The organism is Pseudomonas sp. NFPP24, from assembly GCF_900112095.1.
GTDB classification, from domain to species: domain Bacteria; phylum Pseudomonadota; class Gammaproteobacteria; order Pseudomonadales; family Pseudomonadaceae; genus Aquipseudomonas; species Aquipseudomonas extremorientalis.
This window is the reverse complement of record NZ_FOKD01000007.1, coordinates 311,135-332,510: the sequence shown is the minus strand read 5'-3', so window position 1 is coordinate 332,510 and position 21,376 is coordinate 311,135. Positions and strand designations below refer to the sequence as shown.

General features: G+C 62.4%; 20 protein-coding genes. 13 read left to right on the top strand and 7 right to left on the bottom strand.

Going from position 1 to position 21,376, the window contains the following annotated elements; translation table 11 throughout:
• Nucleotides 1–17 precede the first annotated feature (17 nt).
• From BM026_RS17535 to BM026_RS17525, 3 genes are all read left to right on the top strand, one after another.
• The gene (locus BM026_RS17535; RefSeq protein WP_093529549.1) at nucleotides 18–1,301 is read left to right on the top strand and encodes a urate hydroxylase PuuD; all 1,284 of its coding nucleotides are present in this window, start codon (nucleotides 18–20) and stop codon (nucleotides 1,299–1,301) included.
• Between the two features lie 132 nt (nucleotides 1,302–1,433).
• Nucleotides 1,434–2,780 carry a nucleobase:cation symporter-2 family protein gene (locus BM026_RS17530; RefSeq protein ID WP_071490786.1) on the top strand — a complete coding sequence of 449 codons (1,347 nt, stop codon included), beginning with the start codon at nucleotides 1,434–1,436 and terminating at the stop codon, nucleotides 2,778–2,780.
• 437 nt (nucleotides 2,781–3,217) lie between these two features.
• Complete coding sequence (locus BM026_RS17525) at nucleotides 3,218–4,003, top strand: outer membrane protein OmpK (protein WP_093529547.1); 786 nt, start codon at nucleotides 3,218–3,220, stop codon at nucleotides 4,001–4,003.
• A gap of 3 nt (nucleotides 4,004–4,006) precedes the next feature.
• Here the strand turns inward: BM026_RS17525 and BM026_RS17520 are convergent, their stop codons facing one another.
• Both BM026_RS17520 and BM026_RS17515 read right to left on the bottom strand, forming a co-directional pair.
• Nucleotides 4,007–5,131, bottom strand: coding sequence for a patatin-like phospholipase family protein (locus BM026_RS17520; protein ID WP_092243148.1), 1,125 nt, complete (start codon nucleotides 5,129–5,131; stop codon nucleotides 4,007–4,009).
• A 30-nt stretch (nucleotides 5,132–5,161) separates the two neighbouring features.
• Nucleotides 5,162–6,097 (bottom strand): lipid A biosynthesis lauroyl acyltransferase, encoded by a 936-nt coding sequence (locus BM026_RS17515; protein ID WP_071490788.1) that lies wholly within the window; start codon nucleotides 6,095–6,097, stop codon nucleotides 5,162–5,164.
• A 119-nt stretch (nucleotides 6,098–6,216) separates the two neighbouring features.
• Here BM026_RS17515 and minC point away from each other — a divergent pair, with 119 nt between their 5' ends.
• The 7 genes from minC to BM026_RS17485 all read left to right on the top strand — a co-directional run bounded on the left by minC (nucleotide 6,217) and on the right by BM026_RS17485 (nucleotide 12,899).
• Complete coding sequence (gene minC / locus BM026_RS17510; RefSeq protein WP_071490789.1) at nucleotides 6,217–6,954, top strand: septum site-determining protein MinC; 738 nt, start codon at nucleotides 6,217–6,219, stop codon at nucleotides 6,952–6,954.
• Between the two features lie 166 nt (nucleotides 6,955–7,120).
• Nucleotides 7,121–7,933, top strand: a complete 813-nt coding sequence (gene minD / locus BM026_RS17505; protein WP_071490790.1) for a septum site-determining protein MinD — start codon at nucleotides 7,121–7,123, stop codon at nucleotides 7,931–7,933.
• Nucleotides 7,934–7,936: 3 nt separating this feature from the next.
• On the top strand, nucleotides 7,937–8,191 hold the full coding sequence (gene minE, locus BM026_RS17500) for a cell division topological specificity factor MinE (RefSeq protein ID WP_010208824.1): 255 nt from the start codon (nucleotides 7,937–7,939) through the stop codon (nucleotides 8,189–8,191).
• Between the two features lie 96 nt (nucleotides 8,192–8,287).
• A complete protein-coding gene (locus BM026_RS17495; protein WP_015885133.1) occupies nucleotides 8,288–8,923 on the top strand; it encodes an RluA family pseudouridine synthase in 636 nt (211 codons plus the stop codon).
• 161 nt (nucleotides 8,924–9,084) lie between these two features.
• The gene (locus BM026_RS17490; protein WP_092243143.1) at nucleotides 9,085–10,374 is read left to right on the top strand and encodes a M18 family aminopeptidase; all 1,290 of its coding nucleotides are present in this window, start codon (nucleotides 9,085–9,087) and stop codon (nucleotides 10,372–10,374) included.
• Nucleotides 10,375–10,501: 127 nt separating this feature from the next.
• Nucleotides 10,502–10,678 (top strand): hypothetical protein, encoded by a 177-nt coding sequence (locus tag BM026_RS29210; protein ID WP_163034621.1) that lies wholly within the window; start codon nucleotides 10,502–10,504, stop codon nucleotides 10,676–10,678.
• A 52-nt stretch (nucleotides 10,679–10,730) separates the two neighbouring features.
• The gene (locus tag BM026_RS17485; protein ID WP_092243141.1) at nucleotides 10,731–12,899 is read left to right on the top strand and encodes a mechanosensitive ion channel family protein; all 2,169 of its coding nucleotides are present in this window, start codon (nucleotides 10,731–10,733) and stop codon (nucleotides 12,897–12,899) included.
• A gap of 124 nt (nucleotides 12,900–13,023) precedes the next feature.
• On the opposite strand, the gene BM026_RS17480 is transcribed toward BM026_RS17485, so the two are convergent.
• From BM026_RS17480 to BM026_RS17460, 5 genes are all read right to left on the bottom strand, one after another.
• Nucleotides 13,024–13,245: an MbtH family protein gene (locus tag BM026_RS17480; protein ID WP_058424653.1), complete on the bottom strand. Its 222-nt coding sequence runs from the start codon at nucleotides 13,243–13,245 to the stop codon at nucleotides 13,024–13,026.
• A gap of 82 nt (nucleotides 13,246–13,327) precedes the next feature.
• On the bottom strand, nucleotides 13,328–14,722 hold the full coding sequence (locus tag BM026_RS17475; RefSeq protein WP_093529544.1) for an aspartate aminotransferase family protein: 1,395 nt from the start codon (nucleotides 14,720–14,722) through the stop codon (nucleotides 13,328–13,330).
• 264 nt (nucleotides 14,723–14,986) lie between these two features.
• Nucleotides 14,987–15,754 carry an N-acetylmuramoyl-L-alanine amidase gene (locus BM026_RS17470; RefSeq protein WP_092243135.1) on the bottom strand — a complete coding sequence of 256 codons (768 nt, stop codon included), beginning with the start codon at nucleotides 15,752–15,754 and terminating at the stop codon, nucleotides 14,987–14,989.
• 124 nt (nucleotides 15,755–15,878) lie between these two features.
• Complete coding sequence (locus BM026_RS17465) at nucleotides 15,879–17,201, bottom strand: ATP-binding protein (protein ID WP_093529542.1); 1,323 nt, start codon at nucleotides 17,199–17,201, stop codon at nucleotides 15,879–15,881.
• On the bottom strand, nucleotides 17,198–17,878 hold the full coding sequence (locus BM026_RS17460; RefSeq protein ID WP_028617287.1) for a response regulator: 681 nt from the start codon (nucleotides 17,876–17,878) through the stop codon (nucleotides 17,198–17,200). Before BM026_RS17460 ends, BM026_RS17465 begins: the two co-directional genes overlap by 4 nt.
• Nucleotides 17,879–18,039: 161 nt before the next feature.
• Between BM026_RS17460 and dsbD the strand changes: the two genes are divergently transcribed.
• Genes dsbD through dsbG form a run of 3 tightly spaced genes read left to right on the top strand, consistent with a single transcriptional unit; the run spans nucleotide 18,040 to nucleotide 21,349 of the window.
• Nucleotides 18,040–19,767, top strand: coding sequence for a protein-disulfide reductase DsbD (gene dsbD / locus BM026_RS17455; RefSeq protein ID WP_093529540.1), 1,728 nt, complete (start codon nucleotides 18,040–18,042; stop codon nucleotides 19,765–19,767).
• On the top strand, nucleotides 19,767–20,612 hold the full coding sequence (locus BM026_RS17450; RefSeq protein WP_093513990.1) for a TlpA disulfide reductase family protein: 846 nt from the start codon (nucleotides 19,767–19,769) through the stop codon (nucleotides 20,610–20,612). The genes dsbD and BM026_RS17450 overlap by 1 nt, the downstream gene beginning before the upstream one ends.
• A complete protein-coding gene (gene dsbG / locus BM026_RS17445) occupies nucleotides 20,588–21,349 on the top strand; it encodes a thiol:disulfide interchange protein DsbG (RefSeq protein ID WP_093529538.1) in 762 nt (253 codons plus the stop codon). Before BM026_RS17450 ends, dsbG begins: the two co-directional genes overlap by 25 nt.
• The last annotated feature ends 27 nt before the right edge of the window (nucleotides 21,350–21,376 follow it).

Here is a 21,376-nt window from a genome sequence, read left to right as displayed (position 1 = left end):
GGCGAGAGGTAAAGACTGTGGAAGCACATTTGATGGAATGGCTGAACCTGAGCGTGCGCTGGGTTCACATGATCACGGGCGTCGCGTGGATCGGCGCTTCTTTCTACTTCGTCTGGCTGGAAAACAACCTCAATCGCGTCAACCCCAAGAGCGGCCTGGCCGGTGACTTGTGGGCGATCCACGGTGGCGGTATCTACCACCTGGAAAAATACAAACTGGCCCCACCGACCATGCCGGACAACCTGCACTGGTTCAAATGGGAGGCCTACTTCACCTGGATGTCGGGCATTGCGCTGCTGTGCGTGGTGTTCTACTGGAACCCGACCCTGTACCTGCTAGCCCCCGGCAGCAGCCTCAGTGGCCCGGAAGGCGTGTTGCTGGGCATTGGCTCACTGTTCGCCGGCTGGTTCATCTACTCCTTCCTCTGCGACTCGGCCCTGGGCAAGCGCCCTGCCCTGCTCGGTTTCATCCTGTTCGTGCTGTTGATTGCCGCCGCGTACGGCTTCAGCAAAGTGTTCAGTGGGCGGGGTGCGTACCTGCACGTGGGTGCGGTGATCGGCACCATCATGGTGGGCAACGTGTTCCGCATCATCATGCCGGCACAACGCGCGCTGGTGGCGGCGATCGCGGAAAACCGCACGCCGGACCCGGCGCTGCCCGCCAAAGGTCTGCTGCGTTCGCGTCACAACAACTACTTCACCTTGCCGGTGCTGTTCATCATGATCAGCAACCACTTTCCGAGTACCTACGGCAGCCAATACAACTGGCTGATCCTGGCGGGCATCGCGGTGGCGGCGGTGTTGGTGCGCCACTACTTCAACACCCGGCATAACAGCCAGAAGTACGCGTGGACGTTGCCGGTGGGTGCACTGGCAATGATCTGCCTCGCCTACGTGACCGGCCCCAAGCCGCTGGCCGAAGTGGCCAAGGCCCCGGTGGCCATCGAGTACCAGCCGTTGCCGGAAACCGCACTGGGCGGTGGCTTGAAACCGGCAGCGCCTGCCGCCCCCGCCGCTGAACCTGCGCCGGCCCAGGCGACGATTGATTTCGACAAGGTCCACGGGGTGATCCAGGAGCGCTGCGCCGTGTGTCACTCGGCCAAGCCCACCAGTCCGTTGTTCAGTACGGCTCCAGCGGGTGTGATGTTCGACACCCCGGCGCAGATCCAGCAGCAGGCGGCGCGTATCCAGGCGCAGGCCGTGGCGAGCCAGATCATGCCGTTGGGCAACATCACCCAGATGACCCAGCAGGAGCGGGATTTGATTGGCACCTGGATCAACCAGGGGGCGCGTACCAACTGACAGGCTGGCGCAGATCCAAAGGTGGGAGGGGGCAGCCCCCCTCCCACAAGGGTCTCCAGGGTTTTGAAGATCGAGTCCCACCCGGCAATTGAATGCCGAACAACACAACAATAAAAAGATCCGAGGTGTTGCATGACCGAGTTAGCCGAACCGCAGATTCCCGCCGCACCCGCCCTGGTGCGGCTGCCCCTCTTGCAACTGATTCTGGTAGGCCTGCAACACGTCTTGCTGATGTACGGCGGCGCCGTCGCCGTGCCCTTGATCATTGGCCAGGCCGCAGGCCTCGGCCGTGAAGAAATCGCCTTTCTGATCAACGCCGACCTGCTGGTCGCCGGCATCGCCACCCTGGTGCAGTCGTTCGGCATCGGCCCGGTGGGCATTCGCATGCCGGTGATGATGGGCGCCAGTTTTGCCGCCGTCGGCAGCATGGTCGCCATGGCCGGCATGCCCGGTATCGGCTTGCAGGGCATCTTCGGCGCGACCATCGCTGCCGGGTTCTTTGGCATGCTGATCGCACCGTTCATGTCCAAGGTCGTGCGTTTTTTCCCGCCGTTAGTGACCGGCACGGTGATCACCGCGATTGGCCTGTCGCTGTTTCCCGTGGCGGTGAACTGGGCCGGCGGTGGCAGTGCCGCCGCGACTTTCGGCTCACCGGTCTACCTGGCGGTTGCCGCGCTGGTATTGGCCACCATCCTGCTGATCAACCGCTTCATGCGTGGCTTCTGGGTGAACATCTCGGTGCTGATCGGCATGGGCCTGGGCTACGCCTTGTGCGGCGCCATCGGCATGGTCGACCTCAGTGGCCTGGCCCAGGCGCCGTGGGTGCAGGTGGTGACGCCGTTGCACTTCGGCATGCCCAAATTCGAGTTGGCGCCGATCCTGTCGATGTGCCTGGTGGTGGTGATCATCTTTGTCGAGTCCACCGGGATGTTCCTCGCGCTGGGCAAGATCACCGGCCAGGACGTCACGCCGAAAATGCTGCGGCGCGGCCTGCTGTGTGATGCCGGTGCGTCGTTCTTTGCCGGGTTCTTCAACACCTTCACCCACTCTTCGTTCGCGCAGAACATCGGCCTGGTGCAGATGACCGGCGTGCGCTGCCGTTCGGTGACGATGATGGCCGGTGCGTTTCTGATCGTGCTCAGCCTGCTGCCCAAGGCAGCGTACCTGGTCGCGTCGATTCCACCGGCGGTGCTGGGGGGCGCGGCGATTGCCATGTTCGGCATGGTGGCGGCGACCGGGATCAAGATCCTGCAGGAAGCCGATATCGCCGACCGGCGCAACCAATTGCTGGTGGCGGTGAGCATCGGCATGGGCCTGATCCCGGTGGTGCGCCCGGAGTTCTTCGCGCAGCTACCGCTATGGATGAGCCCGATTACCCACAGCGGCATCGCCATGGCCACCCTCAGCGCGTTGTCGCTGAATATCCTGTTCAACATTCTCGGCGGTTCTGAACGACCAGCCGTTGCTCCTACGCATTGATTCCTTCGTTCGCACAAAAACAATAACGAAACTGGGAACATCAACATGCACACCGTTCACCCGGGGCCGGTCACAAGCCGTGCCCCATTCTCGCCCCGCGCGCGCTGTAACGGCGCACTTGAGCCCAGGCCTGGGAGCCAGTATTCTCCGCGCCCGCTCGAATCGACTCAAAAAAAAACAGCGAATGTAAAAGCTGACTGCAAGGCCAACTTATCCCGGCCTAATGTCTGCGGCCAAAGTGCGCAAATGTCCTCTGAATTCGACTGCATCTCATGCAGCCGACGGGGATTTTTTGGCTTTTTAAACACCTTGGCGCAGCTCTTGCTAAAAGCACTAAAGCTGACCGAACAGACGATTTTTGCAGCGAACCAAAAGGCGCCACACCAGAGCGCCTGCGTAGAAGAAAAACCATAAAACTTTAACTCGGGAGCAACCGAATGAAACCTATGTTCAAAGGCCTGATGCTGGCGGGATCCCTGCTGGCCGGTGGCCAAGCCGTGGCCGGTGACCTGTTGCAGTGGCAGAACAACAGCCTGACTTACTTGTGGGGCAAGAGCTTTACCGTCAACCCGCAGATTCAGCAAACCGTCACGTTCGAACATGCCGATGCGTGGAAGTACGGTGATAACTTTATCTTCGTCGACCGCATCTTTTACAACGGCAAGGAAGACGGCAACGTCGGCCCCAGTACGTATTACGGCGAAATAAGCCCACGGCTGTCATTCGGCAAGATCTTCGATAAAGACCTGTCCTTCGGCCCCATCAAGGATATATTGCTGGCGTTCACTTACGAGTTCGGCGAAGGCGACAACGAGTCGTACCTGCTCGGGCCTGGCTTTGACTTGAACATCCCCGGTTTCGATTACTTCCAGCTGAACTTCTACCAACGCCAGACCGAAGGCAATCGCCCAGGTGACGGCGTCTGGCAGATCACGCCGGTCTGGTCCTACACCATCCCAGTGGGTAATTCCGACGTGCTGATCGACGGCTTCATGGACTGGGTGACAGACAACGACAAGAACGCCCGTGGCACCTACCACGCCAACCTGCACTTCAACCCGCAGGTCAAATATGACCTGGGCAAAGCGCTGCATTGGGGCGACAAGCAGTTGTACGTGGGTTTTGAATACGACTACTGGAAGAACAAGTACGGGATCGAAGATTCCGGCGCGTTCAAGACCAACCAGGACACGGCGAGCTTCCTGGTCAAGTATCACTTCTGACCGTCAGGCCAGGCCGAGGAATTTCGACAACTCCTCGCGCTTGGCCAACGCATCCCGTCGCCCCAGCTCGATCAATTCACTGCAATACCCCGCCTCGAACAGCAGGTAACTCAACACCCCCGCCCCGCTCGTCTTGGTCGCCCCCGGCCCGCGCAGAAACAAGCGCAACGCCGCCGGCAGTTCCTGGCGATGCCGCGCCGCGATCTCATCGATCGGCTGGCTGGGTGCGATCACCAGCACCTCCACCGCCGCCACCCCGGGTGCGACATGGCTGAACTGGTTCAAGCGTTCGAGCAATTCGATATCGCTTTCCAGGCTGTCAATGAACGTGCTGTTGAGCATATGCCCACCGATCTGCGCCAGGGTCGGCTCCTGGCCGGTGTAGCTGCGCTGTACCGCCGGCTCATTGCCCCGCGGGTTGCCGCTGACACCGACCACCAGCACGCGGCTGGCGCCCAGGTGCAACGCCGGGCTGATCGGCGCCGACTGCCGCACGGCGCCGTCGCCGAAGTATTCCTGGTCGAGTTTGACCGGGGCGAACAACAAGGGGATCGCCGAACTGGCCAGCAGGTGTTCGACCGTCAGTTGAGTCGGCAGGCCGATACGACGGTGGCGCAACCAGGCGTCGATGGTGCCGCCGCCCTGATAGAAGGTCACTGCCTGCCCGGACTCATAACCAAAAGCCGTAACCGCCACCGCATGCAGGTGTTTGTTGCGGATGGCTTCGTCGATGCCGTCCAGATGCAGCTTGTCTTTGAGCAGCGCCTTCAGCGGCGTGCTGTCGAGCAGTGCCACCGGTACTTGTGCGCCCAAGCCCAGCAGGCTGTGGATCAGGAAACGGCTTGCCTGGCGGATCACCCCCGGCCAGTCACTGCGCAGTACCAGATGGCTGCTGAAGCCCTGCCAGAAAGCGGTAAGGCGTTGGATCGCGGCGGTGAAGTCCATGGCGCCACTGGCCAGGCTCACCGCATTGATCGCACCGGCCGAGGTGCCGACGATCACCGGAAAAGGATTGGGTGCACCCGAGGGCAGCAACTCGGCAATCGCCGCCAATACCCCCACCTGATACGCCGCTCGCGCCCCGCCGCCGGAAAGAATCAAGCCTGTAACCGGTTCAGCTGGGCGCATTGCGTCACTCCATGTGGGGAAATGTCTGTCTTATCGACGGCGTTTTTCGTACAGCTTGGGTTCACCCGGTGGCCGGCTCTTGAAGCGGCGGTGGGTCCACAGGTATTGCTCGGGGCATTCACGCACGGAGGCTTCAACCCATTGGTTGATGCGCAGGCAGTCGACTTCATCGCTTTCGCCGGGGAAGTCGGTGAGCGGCGGGTGGATCACCAGGCGGTAACCGCTGCCATCGGCCAGGCGCTGTTGAGTGAACGGCACCACCAGTGCCTTGCCCAGCTTGGCGAACTTGCTGGTGGCCGGCACGGTGGCGGCCTGGATGCCGAACAACGGCACGAAGATACTTTGCTTGGCGCCATAGTCCTGGTCCGGTGCGTACCAGATGGCACGGCCGGCGCGCAGCAGCTTGAGCATGCCGCGCACGTCTTCACGCTCCACGGCCAGGGAATCGAGGTTGTGACGTTCGCGGCCACGGCGCTGGATATAGTCGAACAGCGGGTTGCCGTGCTCGCGGTACATACCATCGATGGTGTGCTTCTGCCCCAGCAACGCTGCGCCAATTTCCAGGGTGGTGAAGTGCAGGGCCATGAGGATCACGCCCTTGCCATCCAACTGCGCCTGCTTGAGGTGTTCCAGGCCTTCGACGTGGGCCAGGCGCGCCAGGCGCTGGCGCGACCACCACCAGCTCATGGCCATTTCAAAGAACGCGATGCCGGTGGAGGCAAAGTTTTCCTTGAGCAACTGTTTACGCTCTTTGGCGGATTTTTCCGGGAAGCACAGTTCCAGGTTGCGTGCGGCGATGCGGCGGCGTTCGCCGGCCACGCGGTACATGCCGGCACCCAGCAGGCGACCGATGGTCAGCAGCGCGCGGTACGGCAGTTGGGTGACCAGCCACAACAGGCCGAGTCCCAGCCATAACAGCCAGAAACGCGGGTGAAAAAATACAGCTCGAAAACGCGGGCGATCCATTACAGATTCCGGTAAAGACAAGGGCCGCGCATTCTACAACGGTTCGACCCGGCTTGCGGCCAGTGAGTGTTCTCGTTATAAGTCTCGACACTTTTCGTGACAAGCCGCTTTTGCCGACCATGAGCCAAACCGAACCGCTAGACCAAGATCCCGTGTTCCAGCTGAAAGGCAGCATGCTCGCCATCACCGTGCTGGAACTCGCCCGTAACGACCTCGACGCCCTGGACCGCCAACTTGCGGCCAAGGTCGCCCTGGCGCCGAACTTCTTCAACAACGCCCCGCTGGTGCTGGCCCTGGACAAGTTGCCCGCCGACCAGGGCAGCATCGATCTGCCCGGCCTGATGCGCGTGTGCCGCTCCCATGGCCTGCGCACCCTGGCGATTCGCGCCAGCCGTATCGAAGACATCGCGGCGGCCATCGCCATTGAACTGCCAGTACTGCCACCGTCCGGCGCGCGCGAGCGTCCACTGGAACCATTGGTCGGCGAAGAGAAGAAAAAACCGGAAAAACCACCCGAGCCTGCGATCAAGCCTACAAAGATCATCACCTCGCCCGTACGCGGCGGGCAGCAGATTTATGCCCAGGGGGGCGACCTGGTGGTGGTCTCCTCGGTCAGCCCGGGTGCGGAACTTCTCGCCGATGGCAATATCCATGTATACGGCCCGATGCGCGGACGTGCCCTCGCCGGCATCAAGGGTGATACCAAGGCCCGTATTTTTTGCCAGCAGTTGACCGCTGAGCTAGTGTCCATCGCAGGCCAGTACAAGGTTTCAGAAGATTTGCGCCGTGATCCGCTGTGGGGGGCTTCGGTGCAGGTCAACCTGTCGGGCGATGTGTTGAACATCATCCGTCTTTAACGGATACTGCCGCATTTTCCAAGCATCTCTAGACTCTGATAGCACAGCGAAACCGGCATTACTTATGTAGGAATTTTTTATTCCTACAAGGCTGTCCGCCTGCAGCGAGTTCCAAGAGATGTTTTTCAGGGACTGAAAAGTCCTTTTTCCTTAGGGGTGAAACACCTTGGCCAAGATTCTCGTGGTTACATCCGGCAAGGGTGGTGTGGGTAAGACCACCACCAGCGCCGCTATCGGTACCGGCCTCGCTCTGCGCGGCCACAAGACAGTTATCGTCGACTTCGACGTCGGTTTGCGTAACCTCGACCTGATCATGGGCTGCGAACGCCGCGTGGTGTATGACTTCGTCAACGTGGTCAACGGTGAAGCCAACCTGCAACAGGCCCTGATCAAGGACAAGCGCCTTGAAAACCTGTACGTGCTGGCCGCCAGCCAGACCCGTGACAAAGATGCGCTGACCAAAGAAGGCGTCGGCAAAGTCATCGCCGAACTGGCAGAAACCTTTGAATACGTGGTGTGCGACTCCCCCGCCGGCATCGAGACCGGTGCTCACCTGGCGATGTACTTCGCCGATGAAGCCATCGTGGTGACCAACCCGGAAGTCTCCTCGGTACGTGACTCGGACCGCATGCTCGGCCTGCTGGCCAGCAAGTCCAAGCGCGCCGAAGAAGGCCGCGATCCGATCAAGGAGCACCTGCTGCTCACCCGCTACAACCCTGAGCGTGTCAGCAACGGCGAGATGCTCGGTGTTGAAGACGTGAAGGAAATCCTCGCAGTGACCCTGCTGGGCGTGATTCCAGAATCCCAGGCGGTGCTGAAAGCCTCCAACCAGGGTGTGCCAGTGATTCTTGATGACCAGAGCGACGCCGGCCAGGCGTACAGCGATGCCGTCGATCGCTTGCTGGGCAAGACCGTGGAACACCGCTTCCTCGATGTCAAGAAGAAGGGATTCTTCGAGCGTATCTTTGGAGGCAACTAAACAATGAAATTTCTCGACTTCTTTCGCGCCAACAAAAAGCCTACGACCGCGTCGGTCGCGAAAGAGCGTCTACAGATCATCGTGGCGCACGAACGCGGCCAACGCAGCACCCCGGACTACCTGCCAGCCTTGCAGAAGGAACTGGTCGAGGTGATCCGCAAGTACGTCAATATCGGCAACGATGACGTGCATGTCGCCCTGGAAAATGACGGCAGCTGCTCGATTCTGGAACTCAATATCACCCTGCCTGATCGTTGATCGAACAGGCGGCCGCCACGGCGGCTCGATCACCTTGATCCCTTTTCGGGAACCGGGTGGGCGAGCCGCCGTTGGCGTTTGTTACGAGGCTGTTTGATGCCGCTGTCCAATATCCACATCCTGTATCAGGACGCCGCCGTCCTGGTGGTGAACAAGCCCACCCTGCTGCTCTCGGTGCCTGGCCGCGCCGACGACAACAAGGACTGCCTGATCACCCGCCTGCAGGAAAACGGCTACCCCGAAGCCCGTATCGTCCATCGCCTGGACTGGGAAACCTCGGGCATCATCCTGCTGGCGCGGGATGCCGACACGCACCGTGAGCTGTCCCGCCAGTTTCATGACCGAGAAACCGAAAAGGCCTACACCGCCCTGGCCTGGGGCCAGCCGGAACTGGACAGTGGCAGCATCGATTTGCCGCTGCGCTACGACCCACCGACCAAGCCGCGGCATGTGGTCGACCACGAGTTCGGCAAGCACGCGCTGACGTTCTGGAAGGTGCTGGAGCGCTGCGGGGACTGGTGCCGTGTCGAGCTGACACCGATCACCGGGCGCTCGCACCAGCTGCGTGTGCACATGCTCTCCATCGGCCACCCGCTGCTGGGTGACGGCCTGTATGCCCATGAGCAAGCCCTGGCCGCCTGGCCACGCCTGTGCCTGCATGCGAGCATGTTGAGCTTCACTCACCCGCAAAGTGGCGAGCGGTTGCGCTTCGAGTGCCCCGCACCGTTTTAAAGCTGTCAACGCAGATTCCACTGGCCTGCGATGGCGGAGTGTCAATCACTGTATGGGTTGGCTGACCCACTGCCATCGGGGGCAAGCCCCCTCCCACATTTGTGCTGTGCACTTCTTGCCATCGAACGGTAAACTCCGCGCATTGCTGTCTGGAGCTATTTATGCGCGAAGCGTTGAATCAAGGCCTGATCGACTTCCTCAAGGCCTCCCCTACTCCTTTTCATGCCACTGCCGCCCTGGCCCAGCGCCTGGAAGCGGCCGGCTACCAGCGTCTCGACGAACGCGAAACCTGGGCCACCGAGCCCAACGGGCGCTACTACGTCACCCGTAACGATTCCTCGATCATCGCCTTCAAGCTCGGCCGTCATTCGCCGCTGCAGGGCGGTATCCGCCTGGTCGGCGCCCACACCGACAGCCCGTGCCTGCGGGTCAAGCCCCAGCCCGAGCTGCAACGCCAGGGTTTCTGGCAACTGGGCGTGGAAGTCTATGGCGGCGCGTTGCTGGCGCCGTGGTTCGACCGCGACCTGTCCCTGGCCGGCCGTGTGACCTTCCGCCGCGACGGCAAGGTCGAAAGCCAGTTGATCGACTTCAAGCTGCCGATTGCCATCATCCCCAACCTGGCCATTCACCTGAACCGTGAAGCCAACCAGGGTTGGGCGATCAATGCCCAGACCGAGCTGCCGCCCATCCTCGCGCAATTTGCCGGTGACGAGCGCGTGGACTTCCGCGCCGTGCTCACCGATCAACTGGCACGCGAACATGGACTCAACGCCGACGTGGTGCTCGACTACGAGTTGAGCTTCTACGACACCCAAGGCGCTGCGGTCATCGGCCTGAACGGTGACTTCATCGCCGGCGCACGCCTGGACAACCTGCTGTCGTGCTACGCCGGCCTGCAAGCCCTGCTCACCAGCGACAGCGAAGAAACCTGCGTGCTGGTGTGCAACGACCACGAAGAAGTCGGCTCCTGCTCGGCGTGCGGCGCCGATGGCCCGATGCTGGAGCAGACCCTGCGTCGCCTGCTGCCGGAAGGTGATGAATTCGTACGCACCATTCAGAAATCCCTGTTGGTCTCAGCCGATAACGCCCATGGCGTGCACCCGAACTACGCCGACAAGCACGACGCCAACCACGGCCCCAAGCTCAACGCCGGCCCGGTGATCAAGGTCAACAGCAACCAGCGCTACGCCACCAACAGCGAAACTGCCGGGTTCTTCCGCCACCTGTGCATGGCCCAGGAAGTACCGGTGCAGAGCTTCGTGGTGCGCAGCGACATGGGCTGCGGCTCAACCATCGGCCCGATCACCGCCAGCCACCTGGGCGTGCGCACCGTGGACATCGGCCTGCCGACGTTCGCCATGCACTCGATCCGCGAACTGTGCGGCAGCCATGACCTGGCGCACCTGGTCAAGGTGTTGGGGGCGTTCTACGCGAGCCACGATCTGCCCTGATCTGAATGTGGGAGGGGGCTTGCCCTCTCCCACATTGGTGTTGCGTACCCCTGATCTATATCACCTGCACTTCTCATAATCCGACCTAGACTTGTCAGTATTCCCACTCCGACAAGGCCGTCGCACCATGATCTCCATGTCTTCCTTCCACGCCATGCTTATCCCTATCCTGATCGGCATGATCATGTTGGCCGTGGGTTTCAACTTTCGCGACAAGCCCCTTGGCGTGTTCGGCATGTGGCTCGGCATGCTGCTGATCCTGGGCACCGTGGTGTACAAGATCCTCGCCAAACTGGCCGAATGACGCTTGCACTCGTACACTCGCTCAACCCGTCGTTTCCAAGGTTGACCGCCTCGTGCTTTCCCGTCTGTTTGCCCTGCCCTGCTATTGCTTGATCGCCCTGCTCACCTTGCTGCCGCTCACGCCTGCCCATGCCGTGGGTTTGCCCGGCCTGCTCGGCACCACCAACAAGACCCAACCCCAGGCCGAAGTGCCGCTGGGGCAGTCGCTGGACGAGGTGATCAAGACCCTGGAAAACGACCAGCAGCGCACTCAGTTGCTGAGCGACCTGAAAAAGCTGCGTGCCGCCACGCAAAAGGCCCAGCCGGCCACCGAGGAAGGCGTGCTGGGCTTGATCGGCGGCACCCTGGCCAATCTCGAGGCACAGTTTTCGGGCGCCGACAGCCCGCTGGGGCGCTGGTCCAACGAGGTCGACCTGGCCAAGGAAGAACTCGGCGCGCTGATGCTGCCGGCCAACGAATGGCTACCGATCATTTTCGGTTTTGCCCTGATCCTCGCGGTGTGGAGCCTGCTGGCCTACGCGCTGATCTGGCTCAGCCATCGGGTGCGCGAACGTTTCGGCCTGCCTGAAGAATTGCCGCAACATCCACGCACCTGGGACATGGTGCGCTTCGCCCTGCGCAAGCTCGGCCCGTGGATGATCGCCCTGGTGATCACGGTGTACCTGAGCTACGCCCTGCCCTCGTCCCTGGGCAAGTCACTGGCGATGGTGCTGGCCTACGCACTGGTGGTGGGCACCTGTTTCTCGGCAATCTGCGTGATCGCTTTTTCGGTACTCGACGGCCCGCACCGTCATCGCGCGCTGTATATCCTGCGCCACCAGGCGTTCCGCCCGCTGTGGTGGATCGGCAGTTTTGCCGCCTTTGGCGAGGCCTTGAGCGACCCGCGACTGGTCCAGGCCCTGGGCCAGCACCTGTCCCACACCGCCGCGACAGTCGCCAATGTGATGGCGGCGCTGTCGACCGGTGTATTCATCCTGCGTTTCCGCCGGCCCATCGCCCACCTGATCCGCAACCAGCCGCTGTCGCGCCGCCTGACGCGCCGCGCCCTCAGCGACACCATCGAAATCATCGGGTCCTTCTGGTACATCCCGGCCTTGCTGCTGGTGGGTATCTCGCTGTTCGCCACCTTCGTCTCGGCCGGCGATACCAGCACCGCCTTGCGCCAGTCCCTGCTGTGTACGGTGCTGCTGGTGCTGTGCATGGTGATCAACGGATTGGTGAGACGCCACGCGCTCAAGCCGCAACGCGGTCACAAGCGCCACGCGCTGTATTCCGAACGCCTGAAAAGCTTCGTCTACACCCTGGCCCACCTGATCGTGTGGCTGGTGTTTATCGAGTTGGGCCTGCGGGTGTGGGGCCTGTCGCTGATCCGCTTTACCGAAGGCGATGGCCATGAAGTCAGCGTCAAGCTGTTCGGCCTGGCCGGGACCTTGTTGTTCGCCTGGCTGATCTGGATCCTCAGCGACACGGCGATCCATCATGCCCTCACCCGCTCGCGCAAGGGCCTGGCCAATGCCCGTGCGCAGACCATGATGCCGTTGATCCGCAACGTGCTGTTCGTGACCATCTTTATCATTGCTGCCATTGTCGCCCTGGCGAACATGGGCATGAACGTCACGCCGCTGCTGGCCGGTGCCGGTGTGATCGGCCTGGCCATCGGTTTTGGCGCGCAGTCGCTGGTGGCGGACTTGATCACTGGCCTGTTCATCATCATCGAAGACTCCCTGGCCATCGACGACTACGTGGATGTGGGCGGCCACCTGGGCACGGTGGAGGGCCTGACCATCCGGACCGTGCGCCTGCGGGACATCGACGGCATTGTGCACACCATCCCGTTCAGCGAGATCAAGAGCATCAAAAACTACTCGCGGGAGTTCGGCTACGCGATCTTCCGGGTGGCGATCCCGTACAACATGGAAATCGACGACGCCATCAAGCTGATGCGCGACGTCGGCCATAAAATGCGCAACGACCCGCTGCAACGCCGCAATATCTGGTCGCCCCTGGAGATTCAGGGGGTGGAGAGTTTCGAGTCGGGCAGCGCGATCCTGCGGGCGCGGTTCAAGACGGCGCCGATCAAACAGTGGGAAGTGTCGCGGGCGTTCAACCTGTCGCTGAAACGGCATCTGGATGAGGCGGGGCTGGATCTGGCGACACCGCGCTTGAGCGTGCAGGTGGTGACGGCGGCTTCGGGCGGATTAGACAAAGAAAAAAACACCTGAAAGCAACACAGCTCAAAATGTGGCAGGGGGCTTGCCCCGGATGGCGGTGTATCAGTCACTCATTAGTCGACTGACACTCCCTCATCGGGGGCAAGCCCCCTCCCACATTTTTGATCTGTGGCGTTTACGCGATCGCAGCGCTGTCCATCTTCTGACGCAGGCTCAACGGGCGCATGTCGGTCCAGACCTCCTCGATATAGGCCAGGCACTCTTTCTTCAGGCCGCTCTTGCCCACGGTGCGCCAGCCTTCCGGTACGGCCTTGTAGTCGGGCCAGATGGAATACTGTTCTTCATGGTTGACCACTACCTGAAACAGGATGTCGTCGCGGTCAAATACTGAGGTCATTGCTGTTCTCCATCGCTATAAGGCTGGCTGCGCACCGTGCGCAGTACCGATATCTGTAGAAACGTACCAGGCTGGCAAAAAATTAGAGGCTGGCGACCGCCGCCGCCAACGCGCGTCCGAAGATGTCCGCCACCCGGTCCACTTCGCTGGCGGTGATCACCAGCGGCGGCAGGAAACGCACCACGCTGCCATGCCGACCGCCCAGTTCGAGGATCAGCCCGCGCTTGAGGCATTCACGCTGCACCAGCGGCGCCAATTGGCGATGCACGGGCGGATGGCCTTGAATGTCCGGCGTGCCAGTCGGGTCGACCAGCTCCACGCCGAGCATCAGCCCGCGACCACGAATATCACCCAGGTGCGGGAAGTCGCGCTGCAGGATGCGCAGGTGTTCACCGAGGCGCTCGCCCATGGCCGCCGCATGGCCGGCCAGATCATGGTCCTTGAGGTAGCGCATCACCGCCGACCCCGCCGCCATGGCCATCTGGTTGCCACGGAAGGTCCCGGCATGGGCGCCCGGCAGCCAGGTGTCGAGCCAGTCGCGGTACACCACCACCGCCAGCGGCAGGCTGCCGCCGATGGCCTTGGACATCACCACCACATCCGGGATGATCCCGGCGTGCTCGAAGGCAAACATCTTGCCGGTACGGCCGAAACCACTCTGGATCTCATCGACGATCAACGCCACGCCCGCCTGCTCGGTGATACGGCGCAGGCCGCGCAGCCAGTCCAGGTCAGCCGGAATCACACCGCCCTCGCCCTGCACCACTTCGACAATCACCGCCGCCGGCAGTAATACACCGGCCTCCGGATCGTTCAGCAGGTTTTCCAGGTAGTGCAGGTTGACCCGTACGCCTTCCGCGCCGCCCAAGCCGAACGGGCAACGATAGTCGTAGGGGTATGGCAGAAATTGCACGCCACTGCCGAGCAAGCCACCCAGGGGTTTCTTCGGCCCCAGGCTTCCCATCAGGCTCAAGGCGCCCTGGCTCATGCCGTGATAACCGCCCTGGAATGACAATACGGTGCTGCGCCCGGTGGCGGTGCGCACCAATTTCAATGCGGCTTCCACCGCATCGGTGCCGGTGGGGCCGCAGAACTGGATTTTCGCTTCCCGCGCCAGCGCCGGCGGCAACAAACCGAACAGGTCCTGCACGAACTGGTCCTTGACCGGGGTGGTCAGGTCCAGCGTGTGCAGGGGCAATTCATCAGCCAGCACCTGTTGAATAGCCTCGATCACGACCGGGTGGTTATGCCCCAGCGCGAGGGTGCCGGCGCCGGCCAGGCAGTCGATGAAGCTGCGCCCTTCGACGTCTTCCACGTAAATCCCCTTGGCACGCTTGAGTGCCAGGGGAATGCGCCGCGGGTAGCTGCGGGCATTGGATTCCTGTTGGCGTTGACGGGCCAGCAGCGGGGTTTCGTCGAACTGGTAAAGCGTTTCATGCACCTGGGCGTCTTCGATACGGCTGGTAGCGACTGACATTTCTCGATCCCTCAATACGCTGATGATGGTGACCAAACTGCCGATCCGCTGGCGTCTGGCCCCAAGGGGCATGCGCACGGATTTCCTGTTCTGGAAACGCACCAGCGTCGAGGGGATTTAGGGCCTTTGATCACTCGCCAGTGAATACAAAACCAAATGTGGGAGGGGGCTTGCTCCCGATAGCAGTGGATCAGTCACTGGTGTCGGGACTGACAGAGCGCAATCGGGGGCAAGCCCCCTCCCACATTGGAATTGCGTTCGGCGTCAAAGACCACGGTACTTTTCATTCAACGCATACAAAATCGCGCAGGTCTCCGCATCCAGGAACCCGCAGTAATCCCGCGCCCGAAAGTGCATCTGAAACGCCCGCGTCCTCTGTTCAAACCCTTGCCGGTTCTTCGCCGGCGCATAGCCATAGCGTTGAAACGCCCGCTCTACCTCGACCTCCGGCGGCAGGCCCAGGCAAAACCGGCGCTGATACATCGCCCGTGTCGCCTCATCAAACCAGGCCCCCACCCCTGCTTCATGCAGACACCGCCACGGCAGGCGCGGCCCCGGATCGCTCTTGCGCCCGAACGCCACGTCCGCATGCCCGAGGATGTCGGTGGGCCCGATCTGCGGGTATCGCTCAAGAATGTCGCGAACCAGTGCAATCAACACGTCGGTCTGTTCCGGCGCATAGGCCGGAAAGCTGAACACACCGCCGTCATCCCGCGCCTGGTTGACGATCTCGATGCCAATCGAGCGGCTGTTGAGGTTGTCGCGCCCCGCCCAATGGCTCACCCCGGCGTGCCAGGCGCGCTGGTCTTCCTCCACCAAACGGAAGACACGCAGCTCTTCATAGCCCGCCGCGCGATAGTCGGGCTCATCAGGGTCGGGCAGCAAGTAGTGTGCACTCACCCCATCCTGAGTCAGGGTGCGCAGGGAGGCACCAAAAGGCGCTGCGGTGTAATGCAGGATCACCTGCCGCACGGGCTCGCCGTTGCGTTCGTTGAAGCCTCTGGCAGGGAAACTGGTATCGATGACCAACATGAGAACCGTCCTTTTTCAATACAGGCCGAGTCATTCAGCCCGTTCAAGCGCAAAAAATTACCGCCATCCTGAAGGCTTCAACTTCAGGAGGGCGGTAGCTATTTGGCACTTGAAAGAAAAGTGATCAGCAGCGCAGTGGCATACCCAGGTCAACGCGCAGGCCGTCCGGCCCGCTGTCGAACTTCAACGAGCAGGAACAGCGCTGCACGATCGCTTGCACGATCGCCAGGCCCAGGCCACAGCCTTCGCTGTTACCGTTGCGCCAGAAGCGTTGGGTCAGGTATTGCAGGTCCTCGGGGGCAATCTGCTTGCCGTGGTCACGCACGCGGAACACCACATTATCGGCGGCGGTGAATACGCTGAGCTCCACCCGGGTATCCGTCGGCGTGTGGCGCAACGCGTTGTCCAGCAGGTTACGCAAGGCGGCGACCGCCAGGCCCACCGGCATGTCCACCGGGGTGGCCGAAAGGTCGTCCGGCAGGACCAGGTCGATGCGCGAATTGTCACCGGCATTGGCATCCTGGATCGCCAGGCGCGCTACTTCTTCGGCGCTGGAGTGCATGCCATCGTCAAACGACAGGTTACCCTCCACCCGCGCCAGCAACAGCAATTGCTCCAGGGTCCGATGCAGGCGGTCGGCGCCCTCCTCGGCATGGGCCAGGGACTGGTCGCGGGCCGCACCTTCGGTCATGCGCGCCACTTGCAGGTGGGTCTTGATCGCGGTGAGCGGGCTGCGCAGTTCGTGGGCCGCGTCACCGGTGAGGCGGCGCTCGCGCTCGATGGTCTTGGCAATGCGTTGCAACAGCTGGTTCTGGGTGTCCAGCAGTGGCTCGAGTTCGCTGGGCAACGGGTGGATCTGCAACGGTTCAAGGGAATCGGCACTGCGGCGCATCAAGGCGTCACGCATGCGGTTGAGCGGCAGCAGGCTCTGGCCGATGCCCAGCCACAACAGGCACAGGCAGCCCAGCATCGCCACGCCCACCGGCACCGACGCCGCCAGCAGGATCGACAGGTTCAGCGCCTCGCGTTCCACTTGCCGGTCGGCCGTGGTGATCAGCAGGTCGCCACGGGACAGGGTGAAACTGCGCCAGCCCACGCCATCGACGACCTGGTCGCGAAACCCGCTCTTGCGCGACTCCAGCCCCTCATCCGGCGTGGTGTGGCTGCGCGCCAGGATTTCCCCGCGCAGGGAACTGACCTGGCAGGCCATGCCGCCGGGCACATTCAATTGTTCAGCGCTGAAATGCGCGCCGCCGCTGACGCTGGCCAGACCCGGCATCTGCTCGGTCAGCCCCGCCACCATGCGCGCCGACGCGACCAGGCGCTGGTCGAGGGAGAACATCATCTGGTTGCGCAGGTCGTTGAGCATCCAGGCCGCCGCCAGGGCCCAGATCAGCACAAAGGCGGCGCCGAGCTTGAACGTCAGGCGCAGGCGCAGGCTTTTCACGATGCGTCCTCGCCCCCATCGGCTGGGCCCAGGCGGTAGCCGAGGCCGCGCACGGTCTCGACAATGCCGTTGCCCAACTTGCGCCGCAGGTGGTGGATATGCACGTTGAGTGCGTTGCTTTCCAGTTCGTCGTTGAACCCGTAGACGCTGTCCTTGAGCTGTTCGCTGGACAGCACCCGGCCTTTGTTGTGCAGCAGGGCTTGCAACAGCGCCTGCTCGCGACGCGACAGGTCAACCGGCTCGCCGCCCAGGAAGGTTTCGCGGCTGCTGGGGTCGTAGGCCAGGCGGCCATGCTCGATCAGGTTGACACTGCGCCCTGCCACCCGTCGCAGCAGGGTTTGCAGGCGCGCGGCGAGTTCGCGCAGGTCGAAGGGTTTGAGCAGGTAGTCATCGGCGCCGGCTTGCAGGCCGTCGACGCGATTGGTCACCGAGTCCCGCGCGGTGAGGATCAGCACCGGAATCTCCAGGCCCTGGCTGCGCTGTTGCTGCAACAACTTGAGCCCGTCTTCGTCCGGCAGGCCCAGGTCGAGCACCATGATGTCGAACGTCGCCGCCTTGAGCATCGCGCGTGCGGCGCCCGCCGTGGCCACGTGTTCAACGGTGAAACCCTGGGCGGTGAGGCCGGCCACAATGCCGCTGGCGATCAGTTTGTCGTCTTCACAGACCAGTACGTGCATGGTGAACCCTTCATGAAAGATGGGGAGATTAAAGGGGCAGCGGATTAAGCGCAGATTATGCCGCTAATCACCCCACACTCAATCTAGAATAGCCGTGGTTAATCATCGGTTAATCAACGCCACACATTGTGTGCCTACTTGCATCGAACTAAGGCTTGACCATGCGGCATCTGTTTACCTTTCTGCTGGTGTTGTTCGCGGGGCTGGCCCAGGCCGCGCCGGGCAACCCGTTTGAGACCAAACCCGATTTCCTCCCGGTGGGCAAGGCCTTCACCTTTACCTCCGAACGTCTTGAAAGTGGCGAGATGCAGCTGTATTGGCAGATTGCCGACGGTTACTACCTGTACAAGCAGCGCATGAAGTTCGATGGCCTGGCCGAAAAACCCGTGCTGCCCAAAGGCGAGGATCACAGCGATGAGTTCTTCGGCGACCAGGAGGTCTATCGCCAAGGCCTGGAAGTGAAGATTCCCGCCGGCGCCACCGGCCAGGTCAAGCTGGGCTGGCAGGGCTGTGCGGATGCGGGTCTGTGCTACCCGCCGCAGTCGATCACCGTGGACCTGGGTGGCAACCCGGCCGTCGCCGCCACCGCACAAGCCCAGGACCAGAGCCTGGCCAGCGGTTTGCAACAACGCAGCCTGGGTTGGAGCCTGTTGATATTCTTTGGCTTGGGACTGCTGTTGGCCTTTGCACCGTGTTCATTGCCGATGCTGCCGATTCTCGCCGGCCTGGTGGTGGGCAGTGGTGCCAGCCCGCGTCGCGGGTTTGCCCTGGCCAGCAGCTATGTGGTGTGCATGGCGCTGGTGTATGCCGCGCTCGGCGTATTGGCTGCCTTGCTTGGCGCCAACCTCGCCGCGCTCCTGCAAACCCCATGGATCCTCGGCAGCTTTGCTGCGCTGTTCGTGATCCTCGCCTTGCCGATGTTCGGCTTCTTTGAACTGCAATTGCCGGCGTTCCTGCGCGACCGCCTGGACAACGTCAGCCGCCAGCAAAGCGGCGGCAGCCTGGTGGGGGCAGGGATACTCGGTGCACTGTCCGGCCTGTTGGTAGGCCCGTGCATGACTGCGCCCCTGGCCGGCGCCCTGCTGTACATCGCCCAGAGTGGCAATGCGCTGCACGGTGGCCTGATCCTGTTCGCCATGGGCATCGGCATCGGCATTCCGCTGTTGCTGCTGGTGACCGTGGGCAACCGCTTCCTGCCCAAGCCAGGCACCTGGATGAACGTGCTCAAGGGCATCTTCGGCTTCCTGTTCCTCGGCACCGCCGTGCTGATGATTCGCCCGGTGGTCGGCGAAAACCTGTGGATCGGCCTGTGGGGCGTACTCGCGCTGGTCATGGCCTACTGTGGCTGGACCCTGGCCCGCGAATACGGCCTGGCCGCCAAGGTATTTGGCGCGGGCTCCCTGGTACTGGGCCTGTGGGGCGCGGTGCTGGTGGTGGGCGCAGCCGGCGGCAGCGACGACCTGTGGCAACCGTTGAAGGTCTACAGCGGCTCACGAGGCGCCGGCGCGGCATCCGCCCACGACGCCTTCATGACCATCAGCGACCCGGCCGTGCTGCAAAGCCAGCTCGACAGCGCCAAGGCCCAAGGCCAATGGGTGTTGGTCGACTATTACGCCGACTGGTGCGTGTCGTGCAAGATCATGGAAAAACAGGTGTTCGGCAAACCCGACGTCATGCAGGCGCTCAAAGACGTACGCCTGCTGCGCCTGGACGTCACCGCCGACAACGCCGCCAGCCGCGCGCTGCTCGGTCGCTACAAAGTCCCTGGCCCACCGAGCTTCGTGTGGATCGGCCCGGACGGTGAAGAGCGCCGCGCCCAACGCATCACCGGCGAAGTGGATGCCGCCGCTTTCCTGCAACGCTGGACGCAAACCCGAGATGCACTCTGATGCTGACCCTGACCATCGGCACCTTCGCCATCGCCCTGAATCACATCCTGCTGATCAGTGCGCTGATTCTCGCCACCCTGGTGGGCTGGCGTGTGGCCAAGCGTGGTGGTGAAAACCCGGAATCAGTGCTGTTCAGCCTGTTCCTGCTGGGCATGCTCGCTGCCCGCGTCAGCTTTGTGCTGATGTACTGGAGCGACTACCGCAACGACTGGGTGCAGATGGTCGACCTGCGCGACGGCGGCTTCCTCGCCTGGCCCGGCGTGATCGCCCTGGTCCTTGGTGCACTGGCCTATGGCTGGCGGCGCCCGGCCCTGCGCAAGCCGCTGAGTGCCGGGGTGATCACCGGCCTGGTGTTCTGGGGCATGACCAGCCTGTCCCTGAGCCTGTACGACAAGGGCTCGCAACTGCCGCAGATCACTCTGCGCAATGCCAGTGGCGAGGTGGTGCAACTGGCCGACTACAAGGGCGGCCCGTTGGTGATCAACCTGTGGGCCACCTGGTGCCCACCGTGCCGCCGAGAAATGCCGGTGCTGGAACGCGCCCAACACCAACGGCCTGACGTGACCTTCCTGTTCGTCAACCAGGCCGAAAGCATGCAGAGCGTCAGTACCTTTCTTGCGACCCAAGGCCTGACCCTCGACAACGTGCTGTTCGACGCCAGTGGCCGCCTCGGCCAGGCCGTGGGTTCCATGGCCCTGCCCACCACATTGTTCTATAGCGCCGATGGCCGCCTGCTCAACAGCCACCTCGGCGAATTGTCCCAGGCCAGCCTGGCCCGCGCCATGGAACCCTTCGACACCGCCCCTCAAAGGAAACCGACATGCCAAGCCTCCGCCACCTGCTGACCCTGCTGCCGCTGACGCTCGCGGCCACCCTGGCCCAGGCCGAAGACTGGCCGGCACCGGTCAAACAGATTGAAGCCAAGGGCGCCAAAATCCTCGGCAAATTCGACGCCCCCAGCGGCCTCACCGGCTACGCCGCCCGCTACCAGAACCGTGGCATGGCCCTGTACCTGACCGCCGACGGCAAAAGCGTGATCGCCGGCAACCTGTACGACGCCCAGGGCAACGATCTGAGCAGCGCCCCCCTGGAAAAACTGGTGTACGCACCGATGGCCAAGGAAGTCTGGGCCAAGATGGAAAAAAGCAGCTGGATCCAGGACGGCGACGTCAAGGCGCCGCGCATCGTCTACCTGTTCAGCGACCCCAACTGCCCCTACTGCAACATGTTCTGGGAACAGGCCCGCCCCTGGGTGAAGGCCGGCAAGGTGCAGTTGCGCCACATCATGGTCGGTATTATCCGCGAAGACAGCCCAGGCAAATCGGCCGCGCTGTTTGCCGCCAAAGACCCGCAGAAAGCGTTGGAAGAACATGAGGCCGCCGGTAAAGGCAGCAAGTTGCAGGCGCTGGCCAAGATTCCAGCGGATATCGAGGCCAAGCTTGATGGGAATATGAAGTTGATGGATGAGCTGGAGCTGTCGGCGACGCCGGCGATTTTCTATCTGGATGACAAGGGCGGGTTGCAGCAGCAGCAAGGGGCGCCGTCACCGGAGAAGCTGGTGAAGATTCTTGGGCCGAAATAGGCGGCGCCTTGACTGACGCCATCGGGG